Origin of the sequence: Streptomyces sp. NBC_01717, assembly GCF_036248255.1 — a bacterium.
Classification (GTDB): Bacteria; Actinomycetota; Actinomycetes; order Streptomycetales; family Streptomycetaceae; genus Streptomyces.
Window position 1 is genome coordinate 4,837,634 of sequence record NZ_CP109178.1, and the last position, 13,517, is coordinate 4,851,150.

Here is a 13,517-nt window from a genome sequence, read left to right on the forward strand (position 1 = left end):
ATCGGTGGCGAACACCGGCAGGGCGAAAGCAAGGGGCGGACGGGCCATGAAGGCATTCAGGCTGGACGAACTGGAGGCGGAACGGGCCGCCAACGACGGCGCGTATCTGCAGTTCCTGCGGGAACGGAACATGTCTGTCGGCCTGTACGCGCTTGACGCCGGCGACCTCGATCCGCAGCAGCCGCACAACCAGGACGAGGTCTACTTCGTCGTCAGCGGCCGCGCCTCGATCACCGTAGGCATGGAGACCACACAGGTGGGCAGGGGAAGCGTGGTGTACGTACCGGCCGGTGTGGCCCACAAGTTCCACCACATCACCGAGGATCTGCGGGTCATGGTGGTCTTCTCTCCGCCGGAGAGCTGAGCCGGGCCCTCAGGGATCCCTAAGGGTTCGATCAGGGGAGTTCGGGGGCTCCGGTGCCCCCGCAGCCCACCCCCGCGCCTCTAGCATCGAAGCAGGTGCTCATCGAAGCCGTTACGCACAGAGACGAGGTTGGGACGATGGCCGTTCGGGAGATATTCGCGGGGATGCCCTGGTGGGTGAAGTGGGTCGCGGTGCCCGTCATCGCGATCGTCGTGTTCGGCGGCCTGATCGCCAGCGTGATCGGGTTCGTGATCGGTCTGCTCTTCAAGGTCCTGGTCTTCGTGATCCTGGTCGGCGGGCTCGTGTTCGTCGTACGGAAGTTCATGTCGTCCTCGTCGTCTCGCGGCGACTGGTAGGCGCCCGGCCGGTCACCAGTCGGGCAATTAGCCCAGCAGGGCTAAGTACAAGACGAAACGACGCCCCCCGCGGACGCTGCCGATACAGTGGCGGTCCGCTGCCGTTGCCTGGGAAACAACTGTCCGCCACCACCCTGACCAGTGGTTTGTGTACACGCTCGGTCTCCGGACCCCAGGTCTGCGGCAGGTCCGTGGGGGCGGCCCCCACGAACGGGCTGACTGCCCGTCACCACGCCTGGGGGTGACCTTTGACCACGGCATCGAGTACCGCTGTCCCGACGTTGATCGGTTCGGTTCAGCGGGCGTTGAGGCTGTTGGAGGCTGTGGGCGCCCATCGGGACGGGGCGCCTGCGAAGCAGCTCGCACGGGAAGCGGGGCTTCCTCTTCCCACTGCCTATCACCTGTTGCGCACCCTGACCCATGAAGGCTATCTCCGCCGGGAGAACGGCGTATTCCTCTTCGGCTCCGCCGCCGAGAGGCTGGTCGACGACGGTGCGCTGCAGAGTCGTCGCAGCACCATGGCCCAGTCGCTGGCCCGCTGGCGCGACATCATCGGTGCACCGGTGTACTGCGCCGTCTACCGTGAGGGTGAGATCGAACTCATCGCGGTCGCCGACACCCCCGCGGCACCGGCGGTCGAGGAGTGGGCCTCGTTCCGGGAGACCGGACATGCCCATGCGATCGGCCAGTGTCTCTTGAGCCGGCTCGACGAGAAGGCCCGTGAGGACCATCTGGATCGTCACCCTGTGCAGCCCCTGACCCGCTACTCGGTGCGGGACCGACCGGCGTTTCTTGAGCGTCTGAGGTCGTTGGAGCGAACGGAACCTGTTGTCGAACGACAGGAGTACGCCCTCGGAACGGTCTGCGCCGCCATCCCGATCGCGGTCGGCTACACGGCCGCCGCCATGGCCATTTCGGTACCCCTCGACGAAGAAGATCGCTTGCTCCCCGCAGTCGAACGACTACGCGGTGAAGTGGCGAGCCTCTTGCGTTCGCTCGTGTTCTCTATCAGTATCTGAAAAATCACTCCTTGTGATCTGCTATCGCGTGCACCACGATGGCGTCAATAGGGCCATGGGGGATCATTCCTGGCCAGATTCATCTACTGCGGGGTTGAACGATGCGCGAGTCGGTTCAAGCTGAGGTCATGATGAGTTTTCTCGTCTCCGAGGAGCTCTCATTCCGTATCCCGGTGGAGCTCCGGTACGAGGTATGCGATCCGTATGCGATCCGGATGACCTTCCATCTGCCCGGTGACGCCCCCGTCACCTGGGCTTTCGGTCGCGAGCTTCTGTTGGACGGCCTCAACAGCCCCAGCGGTGACGGCGATGTGCACATCAGTCCCACGGAGCCCGAGGGACTGTCCGACGTACACATCCGGCTTCAGGTCGGCGCGGACCGCGCTCTCTTCAGGGCCGGCACAGCGCCACTCGTCGCGTTTCTCGACCGGACGGACAAGCTCGTCCCCCTCGGCCAGGAGTGCACACTGAGTGACTTCGAGGGCAACCTCGAGGAGGCGTTGGGCCGGATCCTGGCCAAGGAGCAGAATGCCGGCTGAAAAGGTTTGGGCCGACGGCCGGCGCGCCGGTCGAACACGGCGTCCGCCGAACGGGTGATATGTACTCCGCGCCGGGACGGCCGCTGCCTTGAGCGTCAATGCCTCGCCCTGCGACGCCGGCCCCTTCCGTTCCGTGCGGGTGCCGAAGCTCCGGCTTCCGCGCCGAGCCCTGTGCGGTCCGCGGAGACGACCAGCGCCGCCAGCACCGTGGTCACCGGCACCGAGGCGACCAGTCCGATCGACCCGACCAGCGTTCGTACGATCTCCTCCGCCACGAGTTCGCTGTTGGCCACCGTGCCCACACTGCTCTGCGCGATCGAGAACAGCAGCAGCAGGGGAAGCGCGGCGCCGGCGTAGGCGAGCACCAGCGTGTTGACCACTGAGGCGATGTGGTCCCGACCGATCCTGATACCCGCCCGGTACAGCTTCCGCGCACCCATCGTCGGGTCGGCCTGGTGCAGCTCCCAGACCGCCGACGTCTGGGTGACCGTCACATCGTCCAGCACGCCGAGCGAGCCGATGATGACGCCGGCCAGCAGCAGGCCGCTCATGTCGATGTGGGGGTACAGGCCGTGGATGAGGCCGGTGCTGTCGTCGGTGTTGCCGGTCAGGCTCGCCCAGTCGATGAAGAGCGAACCGAGCAGCCCGATCAGCAGCAGCGAGATCAACGTGCCGATGACCGCGACCGAGGTGCGGGCGGTCAGCCCATGGCACATGTAGAGCGCGATCAGCATGATCGCGCTGGCCCCGATGACCGCGACCAGCAGCGGATTCGAACCCTGCAGGATCGCGGGGAGGATGAACAGGGTCAGCACGGCGAACGACACGGCGAGCGCGATCAGCGCCATCACCCCGCGCAGCCTGCCCACCACGACCACTGCGAGAGCGAAGATCCCGGCCAGCAGAGCCATCGGGAACTTCCGGTCCACATCCGTCACGGAGTACTGAAGGTCATGGGGCGCGTCGGGGGCGTACGCGACGATCACGCCCTGTCCCTCGTGCAACTGCCGTGGCGCGTCGGGCTGGACGATCTCGACGAAGGTCCTTCCCTTCTCGTGGCCGGTCGTCACCTTGATCGTGGCCTTCTCGCACAGTCCCGGCTCCTGGCCGGGCGTGGTGTTCCCCGACGGCGTCGTGGTGTTGCCGGTGACCGGGGTCTGCGCGGCGTTCACGTTCTTGCAGTCGACCTTGTCGACGTTCACCACCGTGGCCTGCTGGGTCTGCCGGTCGAAGCCGACGCCGGTGCGCTCGTGCGCGGGTGCACCGCCCGGCCAGAGCACCACCAGGCCGACGACGACAGCGGTGGTGAACGGGATCAGGACGGCCGCGATGACCTTGCGCAGATGTTTCGAGACCGGCGCGGCAGGCCCGTGGCTGTGCGAGTGACCGTGCTGTTGGTCCTGCGGTCCGGGGTCATTTCGAGGGGACGTCACCGGGGGATCATCGCAAGAAGAGAAGGGGGCCACTGTTCAGTACGCCTCGAAGGGCGCTAGCTTGATGACACCTTTGTACACGCGGGAGCTCGGAGCACCGGGCTGAGAGGGCGCTGATATCCGTACATCCGTACGGGACAGGCTGCGCCGACCGCCGAACCTGTTACCGGGTAATGCCGGCGTAGGGAGTAGGTCTCCATGACCACATCGGACGCACGCACGCCTGCCTCGAACCAGAGCGACGAGGCCGGAAAGTCCATCGGCTGGCACAAGGGATACGTCCAGGGCTCGCGCCCGGACCTCCGGGTGCCGGTCCGGCAGGTGCACCTCACCAACGGCAACGCCGTGACGCTGTACGACACGTCGGGGCCGTACACCGATCCCACCACCGACACCGACGTCCGCCGCGGCCTCGCGCCGCTGCGGGAGAACTGGATCGTCGCCCGCGGCGACACCGAGGAGTACGCGGGCCGCCCGGTCCGCCCCGAGGACGACGGGCTCAAGCACACCTCGCCGCGCGGCGGACTGCGCAACCTCGACGCGGTCTTCCCCGGTCGCCCGCGGCAGCCGCGCCGCAGTCGCGACAGGCAGCCGGTGACCCAGCTCGCGTACGCCCGCCGGGGCGACATCACCCCGGAGATGGAGTACGTGGCGATCCGGGAGAACGTCGAACCCGAGGTCGTACGCGAGGAGATCGCCGCAGGCCGGGCGGTCCTGCCGGCCAACGTCAACCACCCGGAGATCGAGCCGATGATCATCGGTAAGCGGTTCCTGGTGAAGGTCAACGCCAACATCGGCAACTCGGCGGTCACCTCCTCCATCGAGGAGGAGGTCGAGAAGATGACGTGGGCGACGCGGTGGGGCGCCGACACGGTCATGGATCTCTCCACCGGCCGCAACATCCACACCACCCGTGAGTGGGTTCTGCGTAACTCCCCGGTGCCGATCGGCACCGTTCCGCTCTACCAGGCCCTCGAAAAGGTCGACGGCAGGGCGGAGGAACTGACCTGGGAGATCTACAAGGACACCGTCATCGAGCAGGCCGAACAGGGCGTCGACTACATGACGGTCCATGCCGGCGTGCGCCTCCCGTACGTCCCGCTCACCGCCCGCCGCAAGACCGGCATCGTCTCCCGCGGCGGCTCGATCATGGCGGCCTGGTGCCTGGCGCACCACAAGGAGTCGTTCCTGTACGAGAACTTCGAGGAGCTCTGCGAGATCCTCGCGACGTACGACGTGACGTACTCGCTGGGCGACGGGCTGCGTCCCGGCTCGATCGCCGACGCCAACGACGAGGCGCAGTTCGCCGAGCTGCGCACGCTCGGCGAACTCAACACGACTGCCAAGCGGTTCGGTGTCCAGACGATGATCGAGGGCCCGGGCCATGTCCCGATGCACAAGATCAAGGAGAACATCGACCTCCAGCAGGAGATCTGCGAGGAGGCGCCGTTCTACACGCTCGGCCCGCTGACCACCGATGTGGCCCCGGCGTACGACCACATCACCTCGGGCATCGGTGCCGCGATGATCGCCTGGTGGGGGACGGCGATGCTCTGCTACGTCACGCCCAAGGAGCACCTGGGCCTTCCCAACCGGGACGACGTGAAGACGGGCGTCATCACCTACAAGATCGCGGCCCATGCGGCGGACCTCGCCAAGGGGCACCCGGGTGCGCAGGACTGGGACGACGCGCTGTCGGACGCGCGCTTCGAGTTCCGGTGGGAGGACCAGTTCAATCTGGCTCTCGACCCGGACACGGCGCGGGAGTTCCATGACGAGACGCTGCCGGCGGAACCGGCGAAGACGGCGCACTTCTGCTCGATGTGCGGCCCGAAGTTCTGCTCGATGAAGATCTCCCAGGACATCCGGCGTGAGCACGGCGGTTCGCAGTCGGAGATCGATGCGGGCATGGCGGAGAAGTCCAAGGAGTTCGCGGCGTCCGGTAACCGCGTCTATCTGCCGATCGCGGACTGAGTCATCAGGTGGTGCACCGCGCCGGGCGCTGCGAGAACCGTCCCGGCGTGGTGCACCTCTCCGGGCCGAAGGCCAGGAGGAGGAGCAGGGCCGCGCGTACGAGGAGAACGAGACCTGCTCCGATCGCCGGCACGAGGACGACGAGCAAGAGATCTTGCCCCGGTCAGTCCAGCTCGTGTTCCGGTCCGCCGAAGTCCGGGCTGGTGAAGTCGGGGCTGGTGAACGACGGGCGGGGACCCGCCGCCGGGCCCTCTTCCGGACCCGAGAAGTCCGGCCTGGAGTAGCCGATCTTCGGGATGCGGTTGGCCGAACGGTGCGGTGTACGTGATGCGGGGCCGGCCGTCGGGTCGGCGAGCGCATCCCGCAGGAACGGCAGGATGCCCCGCTCCAGCAGCGCATGGCGCCAGGCTTCCCTGGCGCGCGCCACATCCTCCGGCAGCTCGTCCTCGGTGTCCTCGGCCGGCAGCGACGTCGAGCCGTTGCGCAGCGCCGTGGTGAGCAGTCCGATGGCGGCGGCCAGTATCGCCGCCGCCATGACCGCCGCGAAGAACCAGCCGGCGGTGACCATGGTGTCGGCGAACGACGGGGGCCTGCTGAGTATCTTCAGGATGTAGCCGACCAGCAGGAAGATCAGCGCGGCGGTGCCCGCGAGCATCGGCGCCAGGACGGTGACGACCGCCCCTATGCCGGCGCCCGGCCGGTCCGGATCGTCCGCTTCGGACCCGAGGCCCGAACCCTGGGCCGAGTCGGCGGCCGGTCCGCGCAGCTCTTCACGGACCTTCACGTAGTGGTCGTACTCGGTGGCTGCCGCCGCGGTGATCAGAGCCGTGGCGTTCAGCGCCATGGTGCGCAGCTGTTCCGTGTTGAGCCGTTCGCCGACTCCGGCCAGATCCGGTCGTTCGTGAGCGTGGCGTAGCGCATCGCCGAGGATCCGCTCGTACTCGGGTCGGTCCTCGGCCAGCAGGTGCGGAGCGCTGTTCATGTGCATCCCCCGATGCTCCGTTGGGCCTGAGTACCCGCTTGGACCGGGCAGTTGGGCGGAAACGGAGGAGAGCCTGCTACTGATAGGCCGATGGTAGAGCGCCCACGGCACGGGGTGACAGGGGGTTTCCGTAAATAGGCCCAGTGGTCGGCGTGGTCAGGTCGTGGATGCGTCTTCCCCGAAGACCGTCAGTCATGCAACGGCAGCCGGACGACCAGCAGCTTTCCGGCCATGGTCACGCCGCCGTCCATGGCGATGGCGAAGCCGTCCGCGTACACGTGCGGGCCGTCCACCACGGGGCCGGCGCTGTCCTCGCCGTCCTCCGAGCCGACCTCGCCGAGCAGATACGGAATGGGGCTGTGACCATGGACGATGCGCTGTCCGCCGTACGCCGCCATCAGCTCCTGGACTGCCTGCGAGCCCCCCTCGTCGCGGAAGGCGAACCGCCTGGTGAGCTTGCGGAACAGGTCCCAGCACTCGTCGGCGTCGTTACGCGTGAGAATGGCGTGCACGGTCTCGTTGACGTCTTCGATGGTGGAGCCGTAGTCGAGGTACGCCGTCGTGTCGGAGTGCATCAGAAGGTGCCCGTCCTCCTCGACGACCGCGTCGAGACGGGACATCCACTGGAGGTGGACGTCCTGGAGCCGCTCCATGTCGGACTTCTGGCCGCCGTTGAGCAGCCAGGCGGCCTGGAAGGTGGCGGTGCCCGCACCGGAGTTGACCGGTGTGTCGGCGAACCGCTTTGCGCCGATGAGCAGCAGTTCGTGGTTGCCCATCAGGGCCTTGCAGTAGCCGCCCGCGGCCGCGGCCTCGGCGGACAGACGCATGACCAGGTCGATGACGCCGATGCCGTCCGGACCGCGGTCGGTGAAGTCGCCGAGGAACCAGAGCCGGGCGTTGCCCGCGGCCCAGGCACCGTCGGCGTCGATGAGGCCCTGTGCCATGAGGGCGTCGCGAAGCTCGTCCAGGTAACCGTGGACGTCGCCGACCACGTACAGCGGCCCGAGACCCTGGTCCGTGGCGGGCCGCGGATCCGGGACGGCCTGCACCTGGACGGTGTCACCGCGGTTGATCACGGGAAGATCGCGCGCGGTGGGCGTGTATCCCTCCGGCTCGTCGCCCGGTACGACATCGCCGGGGTGCGGCGCCGCGGGCGGCGCCGGAGTCTGCGCATAGGGCGGCACACGGAAGTCACGCAACGTCGCCGTCCGTTCCACGGGTTCCTGACCGGCCCCCTGTGTCATCGACCCCTCCACCACCGTCGCGCCGCCGTACACCTGACGGGCCCTGCTGGTCGGGGTGGTCCGCGGTGTCGTGCGCCCATCATAGGAATGCGGATCGTGCAGTGTGATGCACCAGGGGAGGTGAATCCGGGCGCACGACAGGTTCACCGGCCGATTGGTCCCAATTGGCCTGATCAATCCCTGGACGGGGACCGAGGCGCGCTGACCGTGGTACGTGGCGGACGGCGTTGCGAGGACGTCCGGACGATGAGTTCGGTCGGTATGACCCGCTCCACCGGACCGTCCTGGTCGACACCTTCGATCGCGTCGATGAGGAGCTGGACGACCGCGGTGCCGATCTGACGCGGTTTGAGTGAGAGCGTGGTGATGGGGGGCTCGGTCGTCGCGTACACGGTGGACTCGCTGCAGCAGACCAGCAGCAGATCCTCGGGGACGCGCAACCCGTACCGGCGCGCGGCCGCCAGCAGGTCGGTGCCGTTGGGGTCGAAGAGCCCGTATACGGCGTCGGGCCGGTCCGGGCGGGCGAGGAGCCGGTCGGCGGCTACCGCCCCCGCACACGGATCGTGGGCGGGATAGGACTCGTAGACCGGATCCTGGCCCACGCGCTCGCACCAGTGGAGGTATGCGGTGGTGGAGAGCCGGGTGTACGTGTCGGTGGTGGTGCCGGTGAGCAGGCCGATCCGGCGGGCCCCGGCGGCGGCGAGGTGGTCGAGGAGGTCGAGCACGGCGGCCCGGTGGTCGTTGTCCACCCACGCGGTGACCGGCAGGGTCCCGGCGGGGCGGCCGTCCGAGACGACGGGCAGCCCCTGGCGGACGAGTTCGGTGACGACCGGGTCCTGGTCGGAGGGGTCGATGACGACGGTGCCGTCTAGGGCGACGTTCGACCAGACGTCGTGGCGTGAGGTGGCGGGGAGGATGACGAGGGCGTAGCCGCGGGCGAGCGCGGCAGAGGTGGCCGCTCTGGCCATCTCGGCGAAGTAGGCGAATTCGGTGAAGGTGAAAGGTTCATCCCCGTACGTCGTCACGGTCAGGCCGATGAGGCCGGACTTGCCGGTACGGAGGGTTCGGGCCGCGGCGGACGGGCGGTAGCCCAGGCGCTCGGCGACCTCGCGGACATGGCGGCGGGTGGCGTCCGGGAGCCGTCCCTTGCCGTTGAGCGCGTCGGAGACGGTCGTGATGGAGACCCCGGCGGCGGCGGCCACATCCCGGATTCCCGCTCGTCCCTGCCGGCCGCCGCGCCGGGGTGTCTCCGTCCGGCTCACCTGGTGCTTCCCTGCTGCTGTCATCGCGAGCCGATAGTAGGGCTCGGGCAGGCGGTTGGGCCGGTCGCATATTCACGCATTGACAGACACGTTTCTGCATGATCGTTTGGTATCAAATGCCTTGCAAAGCAAGGGAGTTGGTGGGATCGACCATAGTGTGTGACGCGTCGATGAGGGTGGGCCTACTAAGTGGTCGATGTTTCGAAGAGGTCTCAACTCACCTCTTCGGGGGATGCGCGCCACGGAGTGAGCCACCGGCGCGCGCCGGGATGAGGGACGCTCCCCCCATTCCCGGCCCCACCGGACGAATCCTCCGCTCGCCCATTCGCACCGGCGCCCAATCCTCATAAGGTGAGCAGTATTGATGTGTACGACGGTCGAGGAGGACCTGCGGTGAGCGAGACGAGCCCCAAGCTGCGTGCCGAACTGGACGGCGTCCCCGCCTATGTGCCGGGCAGGCCGGCGGCGGCCGACGGACCGCTCGCGTTCAAGCTGTCCTCCAACGAGAACCCCTATCCGCCGCTGCCCGGCGTGATGGACTCCGCCCTGGCCGCGGCCGCAAACTTCAACCGATACCCGGACATGGCCTGCACCGGTCTGATGAACGAGCTGGCCGACCGGTTCGGCGTGCCTGTCTCGCATCTCGCCACCGGAACCGGCTCCGTCGGGGTGGCGCAGCAGCTGCTCCAGGCCACGTCGGGCCCGGGCGACGAGGTCATCTACGCCTGGCGTTCGTTCGAGGCGTACCCGATCATCACCCAGGTCAGCGGCGCGACCTCGGTGAAGGTGCCGCTGACCGACGGTGAGGTGCACGACCTCGACGCGATGGCGGACGCGATCACGGACCGCACCCGGATGATCTTCGTCTGCAACCCGAACAACCCGACCGGGACGGTGGTGCGCAGGGCAGAGCTGGAGCGGTTCCTGGACCGGGTGCCGGGCGATGTGCTCGTGGTGCTCGACGAGGCGTACAAGGAGTTCATCCGCGATGTCGAGGTGCCGGACGGCATAGAGATCTACCGGGACCGGCCCAATGTGGCGGTGCTGCGGACGTTCTCCAAGGCCTACGGTCTGGCCGGCCTGCGGGTCGGATTCGCAGTGGCCCACGAGCCGGTGGCGGCCGCACTGCGCAAGACGGCGGTGCCCTTCGGGGTCAGTCAGCTGGCGCAGGACGCGGCGGTCGCCTCGCTGCGCGCCGAGGACGAACTGCTCGGCCGGGTCGGCTCCCTGGTCTGCGAACGCATCCGGGTGCACAAGGCTCTGGTGAGCCAGGGCTGGACCGTACCGGAGTCCCAGGCCAACTTCGTCTGGCTGCGGCTCGGTGACCGCACGCTGGACTTCGCCGGGGCGTGCGAGCGGGCCGGAGTCGTGGTCAGGCCGTTCGCCGGCGAGGGCGTGCGGGTCTCGATCGGCGAGGACGAGGCGAACGACATCTTCCTGAGGGTGGCGGAGGAGTACCGCAAGGAGCTGTAACCGAAGTCGCGCTCACCGCGACCGATCGCGGTGAGCCGTGTGCGCGTGCACCGGAAGGCCCCGTACCTCTCGTTCGTCGAGGTGCGGGGCCTTCGCGTGGGAGCGTCCCGATAGGGGGACCCCCCCTCGAACGCCCCGAAAGCCTGTGCGCCATAATGCTTGTGAATGTGAACGCGTTCACAAGCGCGTCCTGTTCCTCCCGTGATCGGCCGGTTGGCAGTGCGAACCTCCGCTCACTACGGCGACGTAAGGAGATGACGACGTGGAGCTGGCTCTGGCGCCCGAGACCTTGGCGCGATGGCAGTTCGGGATCACCACCGTCTACCACTTCCTTTTCGTTCCCCTGACGATCTCTCTCGCCGCGCTCACCGCCGGCCTGCAGACCGCCTGGGTGCGGACCGAGAACCAGAAGTACCTCAGGGCCACCAAGTTCTGGGGCAAGCTCTTCCTGATCAACATCGCCATGGGTGTCGTCACCGGCATCGTCCAGGAGTTCCAGTTCGGCATGAACTGGTCCGACTACTCACGCTTCGTCGGAGACGTCTTCGGCGCCCCGTTGGCCTTCGAGGCGCTGATCGCCTTCTTCTTCGAGTCCACCTTCATCGGGCTGTGGATCTTCGGCTGGGACAAGCTGCCGAAGAAGATCCACCTCGCCTGCATCTGGATGGTCTCCATCGGGACGATCCTCTCCGCGTACTTCATCCTCGCGGCCAACTCCTGGATGCAGCACCCGGTCGGCTACCGGATCAACAAGGAGCGCGGACGGGCCGAGCTCACCGACTTCTGGCATGTGCTCACCCAGAACACCGCGCTCACCCAGTTCTTCCACACCCTCACGGCGGCCTTTCTGGTCGGCGGCGCGTTCATGGTCGGCATCGCCGCCTTCCACCTGGCGCGCAAGCAGCACATCCCGGTGATGCGCACCTCGCTGCGGCTCGGACTGGTCACCGTCGTGATCGCCGGACTGCTCACCGCCGTCAGCGGCGACCTGCTCGGCAAGGTCATGTTCAAGCAGCAGCCGATGAAGATGGCCGCCGCCGAGGCGCTCTGGGAGGGGCAGAACGCGGCACCCTTCTCGATCTTCGCGGTCGGCGATGTGGCCAAGGGGCACAACACCGTGGAGATCTCCGTCCCGGGGATACTGTCGTTCCTCGCGGACGACACCTTCCACTCGTACATCCCCGGCATCAATGACATCAACAAGGCCGAGCAGGACAGGTTCGGACCCGGCGACTACCGGCCCAACATCCCGGTCGCCTTCTGGAGCTTCCGCTGGATGATCGGCTTCGGGATGGCGTCCTTCGGTCTCGGCCTGCTCGGACTGTGGCTGACGCGGAAGAAGTTCATGCTGCGACCGGGGCTGCGGACCGGTGAGGACGAGGTGCCGCATCTGGTCCTCTTCAGGAACAAGGCACTCAGCCCGAAGCTCACCAAGCTCTACTGGATCGTCGCCCTCTGGACGCTGCTCTTCCCGCTGATCGCCAACTCCTGGGGCTGGATCTTCACCGAGACGGGCCGCCAGCCCTGGGTCGTCTTCGGGGTTCTGCAGACCCGAGACGCAGTCTCCCCCGGCGTCTCGCAGGGCGAGGTGCTCACCTCACTGATCCTCTTCACCCTGCTCTACGCGGCGCTCGCTGTGATCGAGGTCAAGCTGCTCACGAAGTACATCAAGGCCGGGCCGCCAGAACTCACGGAGTCCGACCTCAACCCGCCCACCAAGATCGGCGGCGACGACCATGACGACGCCGACCGGCCGATGGCCTTCTCCTACTGAGAACAGAGGAGCGGAGAGATGGAACTCCACGACGTCTGGTTCGTCCTCATCGCCGTCCTCTGGACCGGCTACTTCTTCCTGGAGGGATTCGACTTCGGTATCGGTGTCCTCACCAAGCTGCTGGCCCGGGACCGCCAGGAACGGCGGGTTCTGATCAATACGATCGGGCCCGTCTGGGACGGCAACGAGGTGTGGCTGCTCACCGCGGGCGGCGCTACCTTCGCCGCCTTCCCCGAGTGGTACGCCACGCTGTTCTCCGGCTTCTACCTGCCGCTGCTGATCATCCTGCTCTGCCTGATCGTGCGCGGTGTCGCCTTCGAGTACCGGGCGAAGCGGCCCGAGGAGAAGTGGCAGACCAACTGGGAACACGCGATCTTCTGGACTTCGCTGATCCCGGCCCTGCTCTGGGGTGTGGCCTTCGGGAACATCGTGCGCGGCGTGAAGATCGACGCCGACATGGAGTACGTGGGCAACATCGGGGACCTGCTCAACCCGTACGCGCTCCTCGGTGGTCTGGTCACGCTCTTCCTCTTCACCTTCCACGGCGCGGTGTTCGCCGCGCTCAAGACGGTCGGGGACATCCGGGAGCGGGCGCGCGGCATGGCGCTCAAGCTGGGTCTGGTCACCGCGGTGCTCGCGCTCGGTTTCCTGAGCTGGACCCAGATCGACAACGGTGACGGCAAGAGCCTTGTCGCGATGATCATCGCCGTACTGGCGCTGGTCGGAGCGATCGGTGCCATAGCGGCCGGACGTGAGGGCTGGTCGTTCGCGCTCTCCGGAGTGACCATCACGGCCGCGGTCGCGATGCTCTTCCTGACGCTCTTCCCGAACGTCATGCCGTCCTCGCTGAACGACGCCTGGAACCTCACGGTCACCAACGCCTCGTCCAGTCCGTACACGCTGAAGATCATGACCTGGTGCGCAGGGATCGCCACCCCCGTGGTGATGCTGTACCAGGGATGGACGTACTGGGTGTTCCGCAAGCGGATCGGCACGCAGCACATCGCCGAGGCGCACTGACGCGCCCGGGCCTCTCTGTCGGGCGGGAGAAGGGTCCCGGCCCTTCTCCCGCCCCGGTCCACCGAACGAGCTCTCTG

General features: G+C 67.3%; 12 protein-coding genes. 8 read left to right on the forward strand and 4 right to left on the reverse strand.

The features are described from left to right. Positions 1–46: 46 nt before the first annotated feature. The 4 genes from OHB49_RS21910 (at position 47) to OHB49_RS21925 (ending at position 2,278) form a co-directional block, all read left to right on the forward strand. Positions 47–364, forward strand: a complete 318-nt coding sequence (locus tag OHB49_RS21910) for a cupin domain-containing protein (protein WP_030973811.1) — start codon at positions 47–49, stop codon at positions 362–364. A gap of 137 nt (positions 365–501) precedes the next feature. Next, positions 502–720: a DUF5326 family protein gene (locus OHB49_RS21915; RefSeq protein WP_030930600.1), complete on the forward strand. Its 219-nt coding sequence runs from the start codon at positions 502–504 to the stop codon at positions 718–720. Between the two features lie 248 nt (positions 721–968). Next, positions 969–1,739, forward strand: coding sequence for an IclR family transcriptional regulator (locus OHB49_RS21920; protein WP_329162358.1), 771 nt, complete (start codon positions 969–971; stop codon positions 1,737–1,739). 101 nt (positions 1,740–1,840) lie between these two features. Beyond that, positions 1,841–2,278 carry an SsgA family sporulation/cell division regulator gene (locus OHB49_RS21925; RefSeq protein ID WP_030930605.1) on the forward strand — a complete coding sequence of 146 codons (438 nt, stop codon included), beginning with the start codon at positions 1,841–1,843 and terminating at the stop codon, positions 2,276–2,278. 95 nt (positions 2,279–2,373) lie between these two features. Here OHB49_RS21925 and OHB49_RS21930 read toward each other — a convergent pair whose 3' ends face one another. Continuing rightward, positions 2,374–3,711 carry a YibE/F family protein gene (locus tag OHB49_RS21930; protein ID WP_329162359.1) on the reverse strand — a complete coding sequence of 446 codons (1,338 nt, stop codon included), beginning with the start codon at positions 3,709–3,711 and terminating at the stop codon, positions 2,374–2,376. Between the two features lie 198 nt (positions 3,712–3,909). On the opposite strand from OHB49_RS21930, the gene thiC reads away from it, so the two are divergent. Then, positions 3,910–5,685 carry a phosphomethylpyrimidine synthase ThiC gene (gene thiC / locus OHB49_RS21935; RefSeq protein WP_329162360.1) on the forward strand — a complete coding sequence of 592 codons (1,776 nt, stop codon included), beginning with the start codon at positions 3,910–3,912 and terminating at the stop codon, positions 5,683–5,685. A 163-nt stretch (positions 5,686–5,848) separates the two neighbouring features. Here thiC and OHB49_RS21940 read toward each other — a convergent pair whose 3' ends face one another. The 3 genes from OHB49_RS21940 to OHB49_RS21950 all read right to left on the reverse strand — a co-directional run bounded on the left by OHB49_RS21940 (position 5,849) and on the right by OHB49_RS21950 (position 9,197). Continuing rightward, positions 5,849–6,673, reverse strand: coding sequence for a hypothetical protein (locus OHB49_RS21940; RefSeq protein ID WP_329162362.1), 825 nt, complete (start codon positions 6,671–6,673; stop codon positions 5,849–5,851). 182 nt (positions 6,674–6,855) lie between these two features. After that, positions 6,856–7,911, reverse strand: coding sequence for a metallophosphoesterase (locus OHB49_RS21945; protein ID WP_329162364.1), 1,056 nt, complete (start codon positions 7,909–7,911; stop codon positions 6,856–6,858). A gap of 173 nt (positions 7,912–8,084) precedes the next feature. After that, complete coding sequence (locus OHB49_RS21950) at positions 8,085–9,197, reverse strand: LacI family DNA-binding transcriptional regulator (protein ID WP_078852792.1); 1,113 nt, start codon at positions 9,195–9,197, stop codon at positions 8,085–8,087. A 369-nt stretch (positions 9,198–9,566) separates the two neighbouring features. Between OHB49_RS21950 and hisC the strand changes: the two genes are divergently transcribed. The 3 genes from hisC to cydB all read left to right on the forward strand — a co-directional run bounded on the left by hisC (position 9,567) and on the right by cydB (position 13,440). Further along, a complete protein-coding gene (gene hisC / locus OHB49_RS21955) occupies positions 9,567–10,646 on the forward strand; it encodes a histidinol-phosphate transaminase (RefSeq protein WP_329162366.1) in 1,080 nt (359 codons plus the stop codon). A gap of 262 nt (positions 10,647–10,908) precedes the next feature. Further along, positions 10,909–12,420: a cytochrome ubiquinol oxidase subunit I gene (locus OHB49_RS21960; protein ID WP_030973828.1), complete on the forward strand. Its 1,512-nt coding sequence runs from the start codon at positions 10,909–10,911 to the stop codon at positions 12,418–12,420. A gap of 18 nt (positions 12,421–12,438) precedes the next feature. Next, positions 12,439–13,440, forward strand: a complete 1,002-nt coding sequence (gene cydB, locus OHB49_RS21965; RefSeq protein WP_329162368.1) for a cytochrome d ubiquinol oxidase subunit II — start codon at positions 12,439–12,441, stop codon at positions 13,438–13,440. Positions 13,441–13,517 lie beyond the last annotated feature (77 nt).